Genomic DNA, 18167 nt, shown 5'->3' with positions numbered 1-18167 from the left:
GCGACCGTGCGGCCCTTGGTGCAAACCGCCCAAGCCTACCACAACACGCTAGCCGTGAAGGGGTCTGCGAGTACCGGTCGGCGGAACATGAAAATCATTCATCCACGCGGGTGATGCTGGGCGTGCAGTTGCTGCAGACGGGCTTTGGCCACGTGGGTGTAGATCTGCGTGGTCGACAGGTCGCTGTGGCCCAACAGCATTTGTACCACGCGCAGGTCGGCGCCGTGATTGAGCAGGTGGGTCGCGAAGGCATGGCGCAGGGTATGCGGCGACAGTGATTTGTCGATCCCGGCGACCTGTGCCTGTTGCTTGATGCGGTGCCAGAAGGTCTGGCGGGTCATCTGCTCGCCGCGCAGGCTGGGGAACAGCACATCGCTCGGGCGCCCATTCAGCAGCTCGGGGCGGCCATTGCGCAGGTAGCGTTCCAGCCATACCACCGCCTCCTCCCCCATCGGCACCAGGCGCTCCTTGCTGCCCTTGCCCATCACCCGCAACACGCCTTGGCGCAGGTTGACCTGATCGAGCGTCAAGCTGACCAGTTCAGTCACGCGCAGGCCGCAGGCATAAAGGACTTCGAGCATGGCGCGGTCGCGCTGGCCGATGGCTTCGCCGAGGTCCGGCGCCTGCAGCAGTGCCTCGACGTCGGCTTCTGACAAGGATTTGGGCAACGGCCGGCCCAGTTGCGGCATCTCGACCTGCAACGTGGGGTCGACAGCGATCAGTTTTTCCCGCAGCAGGTAGCGAAAGAAGCCACGCAGCCCAGAGAGAAAGCGTGCTGTAGAACGTGGCTTGTAGGCTTGGTCGAGGCGCCAGGCCAGGTGATCGAGGATCAGCTCACGCCCCGCGTCAGGCAAGGCCACGCCCTGCTCCTGCAGCCAGCCATTGAACAGCGCCAGGTCGCTGCGGTACGAAACCCGGGTGTTGTCGGACAGGCCTTTTTCCAGCCACAGGGCATCGAGAAACTGGTCAATCAGGGGGTGGTCGAGGGCGGGCATGAAAACTCGGTGGCAAACGACGAAATGACGCTTAGTCTTTCATAACAACGCCGGCATAGGGAGCCCGCATGAACGAACAGCAGATCCTGCTCAGCGTCGCGGGCATCGGCGGCGGCGCCCTGGCCTGCCAGTGGCTGGCGTGGCGCCTGAAATTGCCGGCAATCCTCTTCCTGTTGCTGGCCGGCATCACCGCCGGCCCGCTGCTCGGTTGGCTCGACCCCCAAGCGCTGTTCGGCCCACTGCTGATGCCCTTGGTGTCGCTGGCCGTGGCACTGATCCTGTTCGAGGGCAGCCTGACGTTGCACTTGTCGCAGTGGCGCGACATCGGCAGCGTGGTCCACCGCCTGGTCACAATCGGCGCCCTGTCGACCTGGCTGGTGATCGCCCTGGCGACCCACTGGCTGCTGGGGTTCGACTGGCCGCTGGCGATCCTGTTCGGCACCTTGACCCTGGTCACTGGGCCGACGGTGATCGTGCCCATGCTGCGCGTGGTGCGGCCGAAGGCGGCGATCGCCAATATCCTGCGCTGGGAAGGCATCGTCATCGACCCCATTGGTGCCCTGCTCGCCGTGGTGGTGTACAGCTTCATCATCGCCAGTGCCAATGGCAATGGCCTGAGCCAGAGCCTGGCGACCTTTGCCGGGGTGATTTTCTGTGGCAGCGCACTGGGCGCGGCCGGCGGCTGGTTGTTGGGGCAGGTCATGCGTGAGCAGTGGCTGCCAGAGTACCTGCACAACCTGGCTGCACTGGCGGCAGTGCTGGGCATTTTCATTGCTGCCAACCAGATCGTTCACGAATCCGGGCTGCTGGCCGTGACGGTGATGGGCATGTGGCTGGCCAACATGCGCGGGGTGGATGTGCGGCAGATCCTGCACTTCAAGGAGAACCTCAGCGTGCTGCTGATCTCCGGCTTGTTCATCCTGCTGGCCGCGCGCCTCGACCTGCATGCCCTGCTCGGCCTGGGCCCAGCGGTGCTGGCGCTGTTGCTGGTGATCCAGCTGCTGGCGCGGCCGCTGAACGTCTTCCTGTCCACCCTCGGCTCGGGGCTGAACTGGCGCGAACGGGCTTTGCTGGCCTGGATCGCACCGCGCGGCATCGTTGCCGCAGCAGTCTCGGCGATCTTCGCCATCCGCCTGCACGAAGCCGGCCATCAGGGTGCACTGCTGCTGGTGCCGCTGACCTTTGCCGTGATCATCGGCACCGTGGTGCTGCAAAGCGCCACGGCCAGGCCCCTGGCGCGCCTGCTCAAGGTGGCCGAGCCTGCCCCCAGCGGCTTTCTCATCGTCGGTGCCAACGGGCCCGCGCGCACCCTCGGCAAAGCCCTGCAGCAATTGGGCTGCCGGGTATTGCTGACTGACTCAAGCTGGGAAAACATCCGCGCCGCGCGCATGGACGGGCTGCCGACCTACTTTGGCAACCCGGCCTCGCAGCATGCCGATGCACACCTGGACCTGGTCGGCCTCGGCCATCTACTGGGGCTGTCCCCTGCAGGTGAGATCAACGCGTTGGCCTGCGCACGTTTTCGCCACGATTTCGGCCATGGCCGCCTGTTCGTGCTGGCCAGCGGCCTGGAAAAACAGCGCAGCGACAAGCACCGCGCCAGTGAGGAACACCGCGGCCATTTGCTCGGCTCAAGCCCGATGACCTACCAGCAATTGGCCAATCGCCTGCACCACGGCGCCGAGCTGTACAGCACCACCCTGACCGAGGGCTTCGACTGGGACAACTACCAGGCACTGCATGGCGAACGCGCACACTTGCTGTTCGCCCGCGACAGCCACGGCTGGGTGCATGTCTCGAGCCCTGACAACCCGCTCACCCCGCAACCCGGCTGGACCCTGGTGGCGCTGGTAGAACCGGCGCCGGTCGCGGGCACGGCTACCACGCCAGGGTGAACCTCAGACTGCTGGCAGCACCGGCACCGGGCGCTTGTCTTCGTCAATGGCGACAAAGCTGAACACACCATGGATTGCCCGTTCACGGCCATCCAGGTACATGTTCTCGACGAACACATCCACCTGCACCTGCAGGCTGGTGTTGCCCACCTTGATCACCGTGCCCACCAGCTCGACGATCGAGCCCGCCGGGATCGGGTGCTTGAAGTCGATACGGTCGGTCGACACCGTTACCAGCGGCAAACGGCAAAAGCGCGTGGCCGCGATGAACGACACTTCATCCATCCAGGCCAGCGCAGTGCCGCCGAACAGGGTGTTGTGGTGGTTGGTGGTGTTGGGGAACACCGCCTTGGTCACGCGGGTCACCGACAGTTCGGTGCGGCGCTGGATTTCCTGGTCTCGGGTTGTCATGTCGGGTCACATCGCTCGGGTTTCAAAACGCAAAAAAGCAGCCCGAAGGCTGCTTTTTTTCTCGCAAGGCGGCCTGGGCCACCGGTCAAACTGCACTCAGGACAGTTTTTCCTTGATGCGAGCGGCTTTGCCGGACAGGTCGCGCAGGTAGTACAGCTTGGCTTTACGCACGTCACCACGACGTTTCACGGCCAGGCTGTCGATCTGCGGGCTGTAGGTCTGGAAGGTACGCTCTACGCCAACGCCGCTGGAGATTTTGCGCACGGTGAAGGCGCTGTTCAGACCGCGGTTACGCTTGGCGATAACGACGCCTTCGAACGCCTGCAGACGGGAACGCTCACCTTCCTTCACTTTAACCTGGACGATGATGGTGTCGCCCGGTGCGAAGGTTGGGATTTCCTTGCTCATCTGCTCGGCTTCGAGCTGCTGGATGATCTTGTTGGTCATGCTGTGCTCCTAAGATGGATACGTGATCCACCATCGATACGTTTAACTATCGTCCCGCTCGCGGAGGTATTCCTCGAGCAGCTTCTTCTCTTCTCCAGAAAGCGAGCGACTTTCCAGAAGATCGGCGCGTCGTTCGAAGGTCCTACCAAGGGACTGCTTCATCCTCCAACGCCGGATATGTGCATGGTTGCCACTTAGCAACACGTCGGGAACACGCTGATCCGCATACACCTCAGGTCGGGTGTAGTGCGGGCAATCGAGCAGACCGTCGGTGAAAGAGTCTTCCTCCGCCGAGTCCACATGCCCTAAAGCTCCGGGCAGCAGCCGCGTAACCGCATCGATCAGTACCATGGCCGGCAGCTCGCCACCGGAAAGCACATAGTCGCCAATCGACCACTCCTCATCGACATGAGCCTCAATAAAGCGCTCGTCGATGCCTTCATAACGACCGGCGATCAGGATCAACGATTCCTGTTCGGCCAGGCCTTTGACCGCTTGCTGAGTCAGCTTGCGGCCTTGCGGCGAAAGGTAGATCACCTTTGCCGATGCTCCGGTCGCTTGCCTGGCGCTAACCAGGGCGTCTTCCAGAGGCTTGATTTTCATCACCATGCCCGGACCACCGCCAAACGGCCGATCATCCACGGTATGGTGGCGATCTGTGGTGTAGTCCCGCGGGTTCCAGCACGTTACCTGAAGCAACCCCTGTTTTACCGCGCGGCTGGTAATGCCGTACTCCGTGATGGCCGAGAACATCTCGGGGAACAACGTGATGACGTCTACGCGAAGGTTACCCATCGTTTAGAAGTCCGCGTCCCATTCAACCCGCATCACGCCTGCTTCCAGGTCGATTGCCAGCACGCATTGCTCCGTATAGGGCAACAAACGCTCGCGATCATCCAGGCTGCCTGCGCACGGCTTGACCACCATTACATCGTTCGCACCGGTCTCCAACAGGTGATCGACCTTGCCGAACAGGTGTTCGTCCTGATTGATGACCTTCAAGCCCTGCAACTGGTACCAGTAGTACTCGTCGACGGGCAGGTTGGGCAAAAGGCTCCGCGGTATGCAGATCTCGTAACCACTCAGAAGACGGGCTTCATCGCGATCATCGAGGCCTTTCAATTTCACGACCAGGCCCTTTTGGGAGCCACGACCGCTGACCAGCTCTACCTGTTTTACCTTGCCTTCGTGCTTGAGCGTCCAGCGTGGATAATCCAACAGGTTTTCAATCGGATCGGTAAAGGAATACACCTTCACCTCGCCGCGAACGCCGTGAACCGAAAAAATCTTGCCAACGACGATGAGGTCGTCAGCCTTTTCTGGCGTCGCGTTCATATATCTTAGGCAGCGGCCTTGGCAGCTTCCTTCAGCAGCTGAGCAACACGCTCAGACGGCTGCGCGCCCTGGCTCAGCCAGTAGGTGACGCGTTCCTGGTTGACCGACAGCTTGACTTCGGCGCCCGATGCGATCGGGTTGAAGAAGCCAACGCGCTCAACGAAACGGCCGTCACGGGCGTTACGCGAGTTGGTCACGGTCAGGTGGTAGAAAGGGCGCTTTTTCGAGCCGCCACGGGCCAGACGAATGGTTACCATGTGAACATCGTTCCTATAGTCGGTGCTGCAGTTGGTACTGCAGTCGGTGCTGCAAATCTGAAAGCCAAATAGGCACATGCGTGCCCAAAAGGCCGCATATTCTCGGGGAATACACGGACATTTGCAAATGACTTTTTCGGCAAGGCCTCGCCATGCCGTCCAGATCTGCCGGTTAAGCCACGCTTTTCGCGGCCATTGCCCCGCCACGGCGGGGGTTCTGAGCGCTCGTCCGGTAAAAGACAAGCGCCCGGAATAGGGGTTACAGCTTCGGCATGCCGCCGCCTGGCATCATGCCGCCAAGGCCGCGCATCATCTTGGCCATGCCGCCCTTGGCAGAGAATTTCTTCATCATCTTCTGCATCTGCTTGTGCTGCTTGATCAGCCGGCCGACGTCCTGCACCTGGGTACCGGAGCCAATGGCGATGCGGCGCTTGCGCGAGCCGCTGAGCAGATCAGGATCCCGGCGCTCGGCCGGGGTCATGGAGTTGATGATCGCCTCCATCTGCTTGAACTGCTTCTCGGCCGCGCCCTGGGCATTGCCCATCTGCGACAGGTTGACCCCGCCGATGCTCGGCAGCTTGTCCATCAGGCCGCCCAGGCCGCCCATGTTCTTCATCTGTTGCAGCTGGTCGCGGAAGTCTTCGAGGTCGAAGCCCTTGCCCTTCTTCAGCTTCTTGGCCAGCTTGTCGGCCTTGGCCTTGTCGATGGTCTGCTCGGCCTGCTCGATCAGGCTGAGCACGTCGCCCATGCCGAGGATGCGCGAGGCGACGCGGTCCGGGTGGAAGGGCTCGAGGGCTTCGGTCTTCTCACCCATACCGATGAACTTGATCGGCTTACCGGTGATGGCACGTACCGACAACGCGGCACCGCCACGGGCATCACCGTCGACCTTGGTCAGCACCACACCGGTCAGCGGCAGGGCTTCACCAAAGGCCTTGGCGGTGTTGGCGGCGTCCTGGCCGGTCATGGCGTCGACCACGAACAGGGTCTCGACCGGCTTGACCGCGGCATGCAGCGCCTTGATCTCGTCCATCATGTCGGCGTCGATGTGCAGACGGCCGGCGGTGTCGACGATGACCACGTCGATGAATTTGAGCTTGGCTTCGCGAATCGCCGCTTCAGCGATGGCGACCGGCTTCTGGCTGATGTCGGACGGGAAGAAGGTTACGCCGATGTCATTGGCCAGGGTTTCCAGCTGCTTGATCGCGGCCGGGCGGTAGACGTCGGCCGAGACCACCATCACGCTCTTCTTCTTGCGTTCCTTGAGGAAGCGCGCGAGTTTGCCGGCGGTGGTGGTCTTACCTGCACCCTGCAAGCCAGCCATCAGCACCACGGCAGGTGGCGCGGCGTTCAGCGCGAGGTCTTCGTTGGCCGCGCCCATCAGGCTTTCGAGCTCGGCCTGGACGATCTTCACGAAGGCCTGGCCTGGGGTCAGGCTGCGCGACACCTCGGTACCGACCGCACGTTCCTTGACGCTGTTGACGAAATCCTTGACCACCGGCAAGGCAACGTCGGCCTCGAGCAACGCCATGCGCACTTCGCGCAGCGTGTCCTTGATATTGTCTTCAGTCAGCTTGGCCTTGCCGGTGACATGGCGCAGCGTCTGTGACAGGCGGTCGGTCAGGTTTTCGAACATGGTGATCCTTTCAGGCCCAGTAAAAGCCGAGGTTTGTCAGGCGCCCAGGGGGGAAATGCACACACCCGGGGCACAGCAAGGCGGCGATTATAGCGAAGTGCGGCGGCGGCGCACACCTTGCCTTCCCAGCGGCAAGCTACGAGCGCCAGGCGGCAAGAAAATGCAGCCACCTCGCGGATCCGCCTTTGCTTGTACCTTGCGGCTTCCAGCTTGCAGCTCTCTATGCCAAACTCCGTCTCTTTAAGGCTCGCCAACCAGGACTTATGTTCTCCTCACCCAGCCTCATCCCCAACCTGATCGCCGCCGGCCTTTATATAGCTGCGACCCTCTACCAGGGCACGCACCTGGCCCAGGGCCGCAAAGCTGACAAACGGCTGCTGGGCCTGCTCGGCGCCCTGGCTGTCATCGCCCAGGGCGGCGCCCTGTTCTTCCAGCTGATCACCCCGCTGGGCCTGAGCCTGGACTTTTTCAGCGCCGCCAGCCTGATCGCCGTTGCGGTCATTACCCTGACCTTGCTGGCGTGCCTGCGCATCCCGGTAGAAAACCTGCTGGTGCTGCTGTTCCCGCTGGGCGCGGTCACTGCGCTGCTGGCCCAGTTCGCGCCCCCCGGTACCGTGCCGCTGATCAACGAAGAGCCCGGCATCCTTGCGCACATCCTGCTGTCGATCCTCGCCTACGGCCTGTTCACCATCGCGGTGTTCCAGTCGTTGCTGCTGTTGCTGCAGGACCACCAGCTGAAAAACAAGCACCCGTCAGGCCTGATCCGCAACTTCCCGCCGCTGCAAACCATGGAAAGCCTGCTGTTCGGCTTTCTCTGGGCCGGCTGGTGCCTGCTGTCGCTGTCGCTGATTTCTGGCTGGCTGTTCCTCGACAACCTGTTCGCCCAGCACCTGGTGCACAAGACCTTGCTGGCCTGTGTCGCCTGGGTGGTGTTCAGCGTACTGCTGTGGGGCCGCACCCGCCTGGGCTGGCGTGGCCACAAAGCGATCCGCTGGACGCTGGCCGGTTTCTGCCTGCTGATGCTGGCCTATTTCGGCAGCAAGCTGGTTCGCGAATTCATCTTGCATATCTGACGGCCGCCCATGGACACCCTGCCGTACGCACCGCTCCTCGGCACTCTGGCACTGGCGCTGCTCTGGTCGGCGCTTTTCAGCGCCGTGGATGCCGCCCGCCTGCAGCTCAATGGTTCGCTGCGCAATGGCGACGACGGTCAAGCCCCCCTGCCCGCCCAGGCGCTGGTGCTATGCGCCAGCCTCGGCAAGTTGCTGGTGCTGGGCCTGGCGTGCCTGATTGGCCAGCGCTACAGCGGCGAACACGGCTTCTGGCTGGCCGGCCTGGGCGCGACGCTGGCCTTGCTGGTGTTTGCCGAATTCCTGCCGCGGCGCCTGGCGCGGCGTAATCCGCAGGCGTTTGCGAGCCTGGGTGCAAGCCTGCTGAAAGTGCCCCTGGCGCTCCTGCAACCCTTGGCCTGCCTGCTCGATGGCTGCGCCAAGCTGCTGCTGCGCCCGTTCCGCGTGCAGCCTACAGCGGTCGCCTTGCACCCGGAGCAAGACGACGACTTCGACGAAGACGAAGAGCACGAGCCTGCACGCCATGGCCTGCTCGACGGTTTGCAGTCCTTGGACAAAGTCACCGTCAACGACATCCTGGTGCCACGCAACGAAGTCGATGGCATCAACCTGGACGACCCGATCGAACGCATCATCGAGCAGCTGATCGTCAGCCGTCACACCCGCTTGCCGGTCTATCACAACGACATCAATCAGGTTGAGGCGATCCTCAACACCAAGCTGATCAGCCACCTGCTGCCCAAGGCGGAGCTAACCCTGGAGAAACTCCACGGCGCCTGTTACGAGCCCTACTTCGTGCCCGAAAGCACGCCCCTGCAGCTGCAATTGCTGAACTTCCACAAACAGCAACGCCGCCTGGGTGTGGTGGTGGACGAATACGGCGAGGTGCTGGGCATCGTCACCCTGGAAGACATCCTCGAAGAGATCGTCGGCGAGTTCGAAGACGAGCAGGGGCTGGACAACCCGCACGTACACCCCCAGCCCGATGGCACCTTTGTCATCGAAGGCACCGCCTCGCTGCGCGAGATCAACCGCACCCTGGGCTGGCACCTGCCCTGCGATGGCGGGCCGAAGACCCTCAACGGCCTGGTCACCGAAGCACTGGAAAGCATCCCGGAAAGCGCCGTTTGCCTGAAGATCGGCCGATATCGCCTGGAAATCCTCGAAACAGAGGACAATTGCGCCAGCAAGGTACTGGTGTGGACCGTGACCCGATAGCTATACTCGAGTCACGCTTACCCAGCCCCGCCGTCCCGCCTGCTACCCGCACCCGGCGCCACACGGCCAGTCCGCCCCACTGACACGCCCCGCGGTCCTGCTTCAACACCCCGAACAGTGCCCGCTCCCGCCCCTACCCCCCTTGGGCTATCGTCAGTCGGGCGAGCAAAAGAACAATACGCTCCGGCGTCCGCATAGGCGTGCCTGCCCTTCGAAGGTACGCGCCCTGGCGGATCAAGCCCATGGAGCACGACCAGACTGTTAGGGACCTACTTAATGACCACGAGCAGCACCTATGCCGAAGCGCCTGCCGCGCCGGTCAACTCCCCCGCACGGGTGGCCACTGCCAGCTTCATCGGCACGGCCATCGAGTTCTACGACTTCTATGTATACGCCACGGCCGCCGCGCTAGTGATCGGCCCGGTGTTCTTCCCATCCGGGTCGGGCACCGCGCAGATGCTCGCGGCCTTCCTCACTTTCGGCATCGCCTTCCTCGCCCGCCCGCTGGGCTCGGCGCTGTTCGGCCATTTTGGCGACCGTATCGGCCGCAAGTCGACCCTGGTGGCATCGCTGCTGCTGATGGGCGTTTCCACCACCGCCATCGGCGTGCTGCCAGGCTACGACAGCATTGGCGTCTGGGCGCCGATCATTCTTTGCCTGCTGCGCTTCGGCCAAGGCCTGGGCCTGGGTGGCGAATGGGGCGGCGCGGCGCTGCTGGCCACCGAGAACGCGCCACCGGGCAAGCGCGCCTGGTTCGGCATGTTCCCGCAATTGGGGCCTTCGATCGGCTTCCTGGCTGCCAACGGCCTGTTCCTGACCCTGGCCCTGGTGCTCAGTGACGAGCAGTTCCGTGAATGGGGCTGGCGCATTCCGTTCCTGCTCAGCGCCGCACTGGTACTGGTCGGCCTTTATGTGCGCCTCAAGCTCGAAGAGAGCCCGGTGTTTGCCAAGGCCATTGCCCGCCATGAGCGCGTGAAGATGCCGGTGGTCGACCTGTTCTCCAAATACTGGGTACCGACCCTGCTGGGCGCCGCGGCGATGGTGGTGTGCTATGCGCTGTTCTATATCTCGACGGTGTTCTCGCTCAGCTACGGTGTGAGTACCCTGGGCTACAGCCGTGAGACGTTCCTCGGCCTGCTGTGCTTCGCGGTGGTGTTCATGGCGCTGGCCACGCCCCTGTCGGCTTGGCTCAGCGACCGCTACGGGCGCAAACCGGTACTGATCGTCGGCGGCCTGCTGGCCGTGGCATCGGGCTTTACCATGGAGCCGCTGCTGACCTCGGGCTCGACCACGGGCGTGGCGCTGTTCCTGGCCATCGAGCTGTTCCTGATGGGCGTGACCTTTGCGCCGATGGGGGCATTGCTGCCCGAGCTGTTCCCTACCCATGTGCGCTACACCGGCGCGTCGGCGGCGTACAACCTGGGCGGCATCGTGGGGGCTTCGGCGGCGCCGTTCTTTGCTCAGAAACTGGTGAGCATGGGCGGGTTGAGCTGGGTGGGCGGGTATGTGTCGGTGGCGGCGGTGATCAGCTTGATTGCAGTGCTGTGCCTGAAAGAGACCCGAAACACGGAGCTCTAACTAATGGGGGCTGCTTTGCAGCCCATCGCCGGCAAGCCAGCTCCTACAAGGCCCACACTGCCCTTGAGCTTTGAGCAGAACCTGTGGGAGCTGGCTTGCCGGCGATGGGCCGCAAAGCGGCCCTAACGGTGTTGAATCAGAACTCGACCTTGACTGCCTGCGAAGCGCGAGTCGCCTTGGCTCGCGCCGCTTCGATCGATTCATCACGCGCCAGGCAGACACCCATGCGACGGGTACCGTTGATTTCCGGCTTGCCGAACAGGCGAATGGCCGTGTCCGGCTCGCTCAGCGCAGCGCCAAGGTTGGCGAAGCTGGTCTGTTGCGATTGGCCTTCTGGCAAGATCACCGCCGACGCCGATGGACCAAACTGACGCACCACCGGAATCGGCAGGCCCAGAATGGCGCGTGCATGCAGGGCGAACTGCGACAGGTCCTGGGAGATCAACGTCACCAGGCCCGTGTCGTGCGGGCGCGGCGACACTTCGCTGAACCACACCTGGTCGCCCTTGACGAACAACTCCACGCCGAACAGGCCACGACCGCCCAAGGCATCGGTGACTGCCTGAGCCACACGCTGCGATTCTGCCAAGGCTTTCGGGCTCATGGCCTGGGGCTGCCACGACTCCTGATAATCGCCTTTCTCTTGACGGTGGCCGACAGGCTCCAGGAACGTGGTGCCGCCGACGTGACGCACGGTCAGCAGGGTGATCTCGTAATCGAAATCGATGAAGCCTTCGATGATCACCCGGCCCTTGCCGGCGCGGCCGCCTTCCTGGGCGTAGTCCCAGGACTTCTGCAGGTCGGCATCGCTGCGCAGCAGGCTCTGGCCTTTGCCCGACGAACTCATCACCGGCTTGACCACGCACGGGTAGCCGACATCGGCCACGGCCTTGGCATAGTCTTCGTAGGTGTCGGCGAAGTGGTACGGCGAGGTCGGCAGGTCCAGCTCTTCGGCGGCCAGGCGACGGATGCCTTCGCGGTTCATGGTCAGCTGGGTGGCGCGGGCGGTGGGCACCACGGTGAAGCCTTCGTTTTCCAGCTCGACCAGGGTCGCGGTGGCAATGGCTTCGATTTCGGGGACGATGTAATGCGGCTTCTCGGCTTCGATCACTGCGCGCAGGGCGACGCCATCGAGCATGTTGACCACATGGCTGCGGTGCGCCACCTGCATGGCCGGTGCATTGGCGTAGCGGTCTACGGCAATCACTTCGACGCCCAGGCGCTGCAGCTCGATCACCACTTCCTTGCCCAGCTCACCGCAGCCGCAGAGCAGTACGCGGGTCGCGGTGGGCGACAATGGGGTTCCGATACGGGTCATTTCAGGTCCTCGAAGGCGTCCGGGGCTGCGCCAGGCTGAGCGCCGCCCGCTGAAAAAGGACCCGTATTCTACACCATCAACCGACCGCGGCAGCCCGCCGGGCGCGAAATGCCATGGCCAGCCACACGGCAGTGACACCGGCGAACTTCGAGGCCATTGCCGTGCCGATCACGGCCGGCGTCAAGGCACCGATCATGCCGAAGAAAATGAAGGTATCGACCGGGATGCTCAGCGCCGAACTCAGCCACAGGCGGTCACGCAGCGGCCGACGGGTGATGCTGAACACCAGCCAGTCGATCAGCTCTGAGATGAAGAAGGCGGTGGCGCTGGCCAGCGCGATGGCCGGTTCCGAGGTGACATACGACAGCACAAGGGCCACCAGCATGGCGACCAAGGCGCCATGCCCGAAACGGGTCTGGACCATGTCGCGCAGGATGAACACCAGGCCGCCCCACGCAGACCAGATGATGTCCAGGTGCGGGGCACTGGAAAAGGCGTAGTTGATCAGCACTACGCTGCTGATATAGGCAATGAGATAGAACATGAGCAGTAACCGTCAGACAAGCCGCACAGGTTACTTGATTTTGGGGTCAGCGGCAGCCGCGCCTACAAAATCAACCCGGCAGCCACTGCCCGCTCATGGCAAAGCTTCAGCACGGCGCGGCGCTCAGTGTTATCCATGCGCCCCCAGCGCCCGATCTCGGCCACCGTACGCTGGCACCCCGTGCAGATGTCCTGCTCGTCCAGCGCGCAGATGCTCACGCACGGCGACGCCACCGGGCGCTCTGCCTTGACCGCTTCACTCATCATCCACCACCAAGTCACGCGCATAGCGCTGGGCATTGTGCACATAGTGCGCGGCGCCGGCCTCGATCAAGCGCATCTGCTGCTCGCTGAGCTCGCGCACCACCTTGCCCGGCGAGCCCATCACCAGCGACCCGTCGGGGATTTCCTTGCCCTCGGGGATCAGCGCATTGGCGCCGATGATGCAGTGCTTGCCAATCCGCGCCCCATTGAGGATCACGGCATTGATGCCGATCAGGCTGTAGTCGCCAACCGTGCAACCATGCAGCATGGCGTTATGGCCGACCGTCACCCCCTTGCCCAGGGTCAGCGGAGAGCCCATGTCGGTGTGCATCACCGTGCCGTCCTGGACATTGCTGTCTTCGCCGATGTCGATCAGCTCATTGTCACCCCGCAATACAGCGCCAAACCAGACACTGGCACGGGCCTGCAGGCGCACGTTGCCGATCACGGTGGCGTTGGGCGCGATCCAACTGGTCGGATGGCTGTCGACCCGCAGGTCGCCCAGGCGAAATTTCATGCTCGCTCCTCAGGATAAACGGCGGCGGTTTGCGGCAAACGGCAGGGTGGGCCCCGCTCAGATCTCGATGTAACGTTCCGGGGGTTGATGCAAGCTGATACCCGCGTCATACAGCAGGTTGACCAGCTCGACGATCATGATCGCCGACAACCCCCAAATCTTGTATTCGCCGTAACGGTAGCTGGGCACATACCAACTGCGGCCCTGGTAATCGATACGGTGGGTGTGGTCACGCGGGTCCTGGCGGAAGAACTCCAGCGGCACGGTGAATACTGCCGCGATCTCCGCATCATTGGCGCGGTATTCGACGTAATCAGGGATAAGCCCGACGAATGGCGTTACTTTCAGGCCATGCAGCGAGATCAGCGGGCTCAGCGGGCCGATCACTTCCACCAGCCCAGGGGGCAGGCCGATTTCTTCTTCGGCCTCGCGCAGGGCGGTAAACACCAGGTCCGGGTCTTCGGGGTCGCGGCGGCCACCGGGGAAGGCGACTTCGCCGCCATGGGTCGACAGCCCCTTGGCGCGCAGGGTCAAAACCAGTTCGGGCGCTTCGCTGCGGGTAATGGGCAAGAGTACCGCCGCTTCGGGAAACCTTCGGTCAGTTTCCAGTGATGCAGGTTCATGGTTGCTCATTCGGCGAAGAAGCTCGTCCAGCATTGCGCACTCTCGTATCCAAGGCCTGTCTTGCATGATGCACCAAAGCCGCGAAGCACCCAAGCCCCGTGCGCTTGCGGCGGCCCCGTCGGCGCGCCAAGATAGCCCAGTCAAAAGGGAAGAACAGCATGAAATTCTGCAGCGCATGCGGCCAACCGGTCGTTCAGCGGATCCCCGAGGGCGACAGCCGCCTGCGGTATGTCTGCGAGTATTGCCAGACCGTTCACTACCAGAACCCCAACATCGTCGCGGGTGTGCTGCCCACCTGGGGTAGCCAGGTGCTGCTGTGCCGGCGCGCCATCGAGCCACGCCGCGGCTACTGGACCTTGCCCGCCGGCTTCATGGAAAACGGCGAAACCCTCGACCAGGCCGCCCGTCGCGAAACCGTCGAGGAAGCCTGCGCCCAAGTAGGACCCATGGCCCTGTACCAGTTGTTCGACCTGCCGCACATCAACCAGGTACACGTGTTCTTCCGCGCCGAGTTGGCCGACCTAAGCTTTGATGTGGGCATCGAGAGCCTGGAGGTGCGATTGTTCGAACAACATGAGATACCGTGGGACGAGCTGGCTTTCCGCACCGTCACACGCACACTAGAATGCTACTATCGCGACCGCATCGGGCAGCACTACCCCATAGGCCATGAGTACCTGCCGCCGATGAACGTCTCGCCCACTACTTAAGCCTGCAGGTGCTGCTTCATGCGCTGGTTGTTTGCCCTTTTCTGCCTTTGCGTTACCTCGGTGTCCCAGGCTGCCTTCACCGAGACCATCATTCGCAAGCCGCAGCCACCGGTGCCTGCACAGTCGCAATCGCAGGCCGCCATGCAGCCGCTCATCGACAAGGTGCTGGTGATCAAGTCCGAGCGCCGCTTGCAACTGATCAGCCGTGGCGAGCCGCTGAAGACCTACCGGATTTCCCTGGGCAAGCAGCCCAAGGGCGCCAAGGAACGCGAAGGCGACAAGAAGACCCCCGAGGGCCTCTACTGGTTGGACTGGCGCAAACAGAGCGACCGTTTCAACCTGGCCATGCACATCAACTACCCGAACATCAGCGACGCCGCCCGCGCCACCCGCGAGGGCGTAAGCGCCGGCAGCATGATCATGATCCATGGCACGCCGATCAACGACGAATACCCGGAGTGGTACTTCCATACCCTGGACTGGACGGACGGTTGCATTGCCATGCGTAACCGCGACATGCAGGAAGTCTGGGAGCTGGTCAAGGACGGGACATTGATCGAGATCCGCCCCTGACAGGGCGCTTGTAGCGACTTGTAATCAATGCTTGGAACTCGGTGTCAAGCTGTATGTGCTACGATCGGCATACCCAGAGGGACTCACTGTGAACAAGCAATTGCAATCAAAAGCACGCCTCCCAATTGCCGGCAGGAAAGGCGTCATCGCCTTGCACAGCAAGAGTGGCATGCTCACGGCTTATCGCAATGCGGGTGCAGTAGTTGAGGAGCATGCGACAAAAAGCCTGAGCGTCCGCGTATTGAGCTCAGGCACTTCGCGCGGGCGTACCAGCCGTGCACCACACTTGTCCGACATGGAAAAAGAACTGGCCGAACTCAAAAAGGTGGTTGCTGCCTTGGCTGTTCGCTCTGTAATCGAAGATGAGGTTTTGAGCTTCGATCAGGAAGGCATGACTGTTCTGGACGCCGACATCGCTGATCAGTTGCTCGATAATCCTCCAGAGCCCAATGAAGCGCTTCGCAACTTACTTGCCTTGCGCTAAGGCCTTGCGAGCGCAATGTCTCGCGCACCTTCATGTACCTGGAGGACGGGATGCTGCTTGGCTACTACAGCCTTGCCAATACTTCAGTAGCGCTCGATGACCTGAGTGAAGAACAGGCGAGAAAGATGCCTCGGTACCCCATGCCGGCAGCCATGCTAAGTCGCCTGGCTGTTGATCAGCGCATGCAGCGCAAGGGGCTTGGACAGCGGCTGATGGCCGACTTTTTTCCGTCGTATCTACACGGTTTCAAAGCACTCCGGGGTGGCCTTCATCGTTGTCGACGCAAAAGATGAGCAGGCAGCCAAGTACTATCGGGAGCTGATGTTCATCCCCTCGAAACACAACCCACTCCGCCTGCTGTTGTCGACTGCGACAATCATTCAAGGCCTGCGACCCCAAGAGCAGCTTAAAAACTAACGCTCGCTGCACGGGACTGGCTCAATGGTTGCACTTCCATGCTTCCTACAAACGCCTCATCGTGTAGGAGCTTTCGCACCTTCAACCGCGAACCCGCCTGACATCCGCTTAGGCGGCGTACTGCATCCAAGCGAATGACTTAATCCTTAGCATCCCCGCAGACGAATACGAAATCCGTACGTCATCTGCGGGGTGCTTCAATGCCGTACCGAATACGCATCATTGCCAGCAGCTTGCTTGCCTGCTGGCTGGCCAGCCCCCTGGCCTGGGCCGACGACCTGGCCAGCCAGCAGTTGCGCGACCAGCAGCAAAGTTTGCGCCAGCTGGAACAGCAACAACGGCTCGAGCGCTGGCAGCGTGCCCCCGCCCCGCCAGGTGATGACGAAAACCAGGCCATACAGGCGGTCGACAGCCACTGCTGGGCGGTGACCGGTGTTCGTCTGGCGGGCCACCGGCAAGTGCCGGGCACGGCACTGGAAGCGACCGTGCTGCCCTTCATGCAGCCTTGCATGGGCATTGTCGACATCAACCTGCTGCTCAAGGCCATCACCCAGCGCTACGTACAGGCGGGCTACCCCACCAGCCGCCCTTACCTGAGCCAGCCGCCCGAGAATGGCGCACCGCTGGACATCCTCATCAGCGAAGGCTTCGTCGAGTCGATCGAACTCAGCGCCGACCTGCCACTTTCCTTGCGTGGCGCTTTTCCTGACGTGCTGGGGCAGCCGCTGTACCTGCCGACGCTGGAGCAAGGGCTCGACCAACTCAACCGCCTGCGAGCCTATGAGCTGAGTGTCGACTTGCTGCCCGGCGCCCAGCAGGGCGGCACCCGGGTAGTGGTTCAGCCCCACAAAACCGCCTCACGCTGGCACCTGGACAGCCGCCTGGACAACCGTGGCAGCGAACTGACCGGCCGCCATCGCCTAAACCTCGGCATTGGCCTGGACAGCCCGTTTGGCCTGAACGACGACCTGCGCCTGTCGTTGGCCAGGACCGTCATCGATGCGCCGGGGCGAAGCAACGGTGTCACGGCGTACTACAGCATTCCGTACGGCCCGTGGACCTTCGCCGCCAGCGCCAACCAATTGAGCTACCGCGCGCCCATCCCTCAAGGGCGCCAGACCAGCAGTGGCAACAGCCGCTTTCTGGGGCTCAGCGCCGAGCGGGTGCTATGGCGCAACCAGCAGGGCATGCTCAGCGCCAGCGCCCGGCTGGACCGCAAGCAGCTCACCAACCGCACCGGCGGCAAGGCCGTGAGCCTGCAGAGCCCCACCCTGACCACGGTGGAAGCCGGCATCAACCTGCTGTGGCTCGAAGGCGGCCTGTGGCACGGCTACCTCGGGCTCGCCCAAGGGGTGGACTGGTTTGGCGCGGACGCTTCAGCCCCCAGTGCGCTGGGCCCGCGCCCGGACTTTCGCAAGTACCGCGGCACGCTGCTGCACCTGCGCCAAGGCCCGGCGCAGTGGCCCTGGCGCTGGCAGAGCGAACTGGGCCTGCAATACAGCCGCGACCGGCTGCCGGCCGTCGAGCAACTGCTGGCCAGCGATGATTCGGCTGTGCGCGGGTTCCGCCTGCGCACTTACTCCGGCGCCAGCAGTGCCGTCTGGCGTAACACCTTCAGTTATCCGCTGACGCCGGCCTGGGCCGGACCGCTGCAGCTGCGGCCCTATGCCGGCCTCGATCAGGGCTGGACCCGGCTAGCTCGCGACAGCCCCGTTCAACGCCTGGCAGGCGCGGCAGCCGGCATCGAATTGAGCCTGCCCGACAGCCGCCTGCGCCTGGACTACCAACGTGCCTTGTACACCAGTGACCTGCCCCGCGCGCTTCTGGAGCCGGGCTTCTGGGTGCTGGAGTGGAACCTGAGCATCTGATTCACCC

Annotated in this window: 21 protein-coding genes; 9 read left to right on the top strand and 12 right to left on the bottom strand. The window is 62.9% G+C overall.

The window, feature by feature from the left end:
- Positions 1–98: 98 nt before the first annotated feature.
- Positions 99–995, bottom strand: coding sequence for a site-specific tyrosine recombinase XerD (gene xerD / locus LOY53_RS05405; RefSeq protein WP_258703694.1), 897 nt, complete (start codon positions 993–995; stop codon positions 99–101).
- 68 nt (positions 996–1063) lie between these two features.
- Between xerD and LOY53_RS05400 the strand changes: the two genes are divergently transcribed.
- Positions 1064–2890 (top strand): sodium:proton antiporter, encoded by a 1827-nt coding sequence (locus tag LOY53_RS05400; RefSeq protein WP_252826905.1) that lies wholly within the window; start codon positions 1064–1066, stop codon positions 2888–2890.
- Between the two features lie 3 nt (positions 2891–2893).
- Here the strand turns inward: LOY53_RS05400 and LOY53_RS05395 are convergent, their stop codons facing one another.
- The 6 genes from LOY53_RS05395 to ffh all read right to left on the bottom strand — a co-directional run bounded on the left by LOY53_RS05395 (position 2894) and on the right by ffh (position 6976).
- Entirely contained in the window at positions 2894–3301 is a 408-nt protein-coding gene (locus LOY53_RS05395; protein ID WP_258703693.1) for an acyl-CoA thioesterase, read from the bottom strand.
- 96 nt (positions 3302–3397) lie between these two features.
- Positions 3398–3748, bottom strand: coding sequence for a 50S ribosomal protein L19 (gene rplS, locus LOY53_RS05390; protein WP_027595722.1), 351 nt, complete (start codon positions 3746–3748; stop codon positions 3398–3400).
- 42 nt (positions 3749–3790) lie between these two features.
- Positions 3791–4543 carry a tRNA (guanosine(37)-N1)-methyltransferase TrmD gene (trmD, locus tag LOY53_RS05385; protein ID WP_008094486.1) on the bottom strand — a complete coding sequence of 251 codons (753 nt, stop codon included), beginning with the start codon at positions 4541–4543 and terminating at the stop codon, positions 3791–3793.
- A gap of 3 nt (positions 4544–4546) precedes the next feature.
- Positions 4547–5083 (bottom strand): ribosome maturation factor RimM, encoded by a 537-nt coding sequence (gene rimM / locus LOY53_RS05380; RefSeq protein ID WP_027595721.1) that lies wholly within the window; start codon positions 5081–5083, stop codon positions 4547–4549.
- Between the two features lie 5 nt (positions 5084–5088).
- Positions 5089–5340 carry a 30S ribosomal protein S16 gene (rpsP, locus tag LOY53_RS05375; RefSeq protein ID WP_011535318.1) on the bottom strand — a complete coding sequence of 84 codons (252 nt, stop codon included), beginning with the start codon at positions 5338–5340 and terminating at the stop codon, positions 5089–5091.
- A 259-nt stretch (positions 5341–5599) separates the two neighbouring features.
- Positions 5600–6976, bottom strand: coding sequence for a signal recognition particle protein (gene ffh / locus LOY53_RS05370; RefSeq protein ID WP_027595720.1), 1377 nt, complete (start codon positions 6974–6976; stop codon positions 5600–5602).
- Between the two features lie 263 nt (positions 6977–7239).
- On the opposite strand from ffh, the gene LOY53_RS05365 reads away from it, so the two are divergent.
- The 3 genes from LOY53_RS05365 to LOY53_RS05355 all read left to right on the top strand — a co-directional run bounded on the left by LOY53_RS05365 (position 7240) and on the right by LOY53_RS05355 (position 10842).
- A complete protein-coding gene (locus LOY53_RS05365) occupies positions 7240–8049 on the top strand; it encodes an inner membrane protein YpjD (protein WP_027595719.1) in 810 nt (269 codons plus the stop codon).
- Positions 8050–8058: 9 nt separating this feature from the next.
- Positions 8059–9264 carry a transporter associated domain-containing protein gene (locus tag LOY53_RS05360; protein WP_027595718.1) on the top strand — a complete coding sequence of 402 codons (1206 nt, stop codon included), beginning with the start codon at positions 8059–8061 and terminating at the stop codon, positions 9262–9264.
- 276 nt (positions 9265–9540) lie between these two features.
- Complete coding sequence (locus tag LOY53_RS05355; RefSeq protein ID WP_099453088.1) at positions 9541–10842, top strand: MFS transporter; 1302 nt, start codon at positions 9541–9543, stop codon at positions 10840–10842.
- A 136-nt stretch (positions 10843–10978) separates the two neighbouring features.
- Here the strand turns inward: LOY53_RS05355 and purT are convergent, their stop codons facing one another.
- From purT to LOY53_RS05330, 5 genes are all read right to left on the bottom strand, one after another.
- A complete protein-coding gene (gene purT / locus LOY53_RS05350; RefSeq protein WP_027595716.1) occupies positions 10979–12160 on the bottom strand; it encodes a formate-dependent phosphoribosylglycinamide formyltransferase in 1182 nt (393 codons plus the stop codon).
- A 76-nt stretch (positions 12161–12236) separates the two neighbouring features.
- Positions 12237–12704: a VUT family protein gene (locus tag LOY53_RS05345; protein WP_027595715.1), complete on the bottom strand. Its 468-nt coding sequence runs from the start codon at positions 12702–12704 to the stop codon at positions 12237–12239.
- A 62-nt stretch (positions 12705–12766) separates the two neighbouring features.
- The gene (locus LOY53_RS05340; RefSeq protein WP_027595714.1) at positions 12767–12970 is read right to left on the bottom strand and encodes a DUF1289 domain-containing protein; all 204 of its coding nucleotides are present in this window, start codon (positions 12968–12970) and stop codon (positions 12767–12769) included.
- Positions 12960–13484 (bottom strand): gamma carbonic anhydrase family protein, encoded by a 525-nt coding sequence (locus LOY53_RS05335; protein ID WP_258703692.1) that lies wholly within the window; start codon positions 13482–13484, stop codon positions 12960–12962. The genes LOY53_RS05340 and LOY53_RS05335 overlap by 11 nt, the downstream gene beginning before the upstream one ends.
- A 57-nt stretch (positions 13485–13541) precedes the next feature.
- A complete protein-coding gene (locus tag LOY53_RS05330) occupies positions 13542–14141 on the bottom strand; it encodes a CoA pyrophosphatase (RefSeq protein ID WP_027595712.1) in 600 nt (199 codons plus the stop codon).
- A gap of 125 nt (positions 14142–14266) precedes the next feature.
- Here LOY53_RS05330 and LOY53_RS05325 point away from each other — a divergent pair, with 125 nt between their 5' ends.
- From LOY53_RS05325 to LOY53_RS05305, 5 genes are all read left to right on the top strand, one after another.
- Positions 14267–14818: an NUDIX hydrolase gene (locus LOY53_RS05325; protein WP_027595711.1), complete on the top strand. Its 552-nt coding sequence runs from the start codon at positions 14267–14269 to the stop codon at positions 14816–14818.
- An 18-nt stretch (positions 14819–14836) separates the two neighbouring features.
- Positions 14837–15391: a murein L,D-transpeptidase family protein gene (locus LOY53_RS05320; RefSeq protein WP_027595710.1), complete on the top strand. Its 555-nt coding sequence runs from the start codon at positions 14837–14839 to the stop codon at positions 15389–15391.
- An 88-nt stretch (positions 15392–15479) separates the two neighbouring features.
- Positions 15480–15875: a hypothetical protein gene (locus tag LOY53_RS05315; protein ID WP_258703691.1), complete on the top strand. Its 396-nt coding sequence runs from the start codon at positions 15480–15482 to the stop codon at positions 15873–15875.
- A gap of 50 nt (positions 15876–15925) precedes the next feature.
- Positions 15926–16168 carry a hypothetical protein gene (locus LOY53_RS05310; RefSeq protein ID WP_258703690.1) on the top strand — a complete coding sequence of 81 codons (243 nt, stop codon included), beginning with the start codon at positions 15926–15928 and terminating at the stop codon, positions 16166–16168.
- A 324-nt stretch (positions 16169–16492) separates the two neighbouring features.
- Positions 16493–18160 carry a ShlB/FhaC/HecB family hemolysin secretion/activation protein gene (locus LOY53_RS05305; protein WP_252826902.1) on the top strand — a complete coding sequence of 556 codons (1668 nt, stop codon included), beginning with the start codon at positions 16493–16495 and terminating at the stop codon, positions 18158–18160.
- The last annotated feature ends 7 nt before the right edge of the window (positions 18161–18167 follow it).

The organism is Pseudomonas sp. B21-031 (assembly GCF_024748985.1).
Lineage (GTDB): Bacteria > Pseudomonadota > Gammaproteobacteria > Pseudomonadales > Pseudomonadaceae > Aquipseudomonas > Aquipseudomonas kermanshahensis.
Note: the sequence above shows the minus strand (reverse complement) of the source record. Positions and strands in the feature narration are given on the sequence as shown.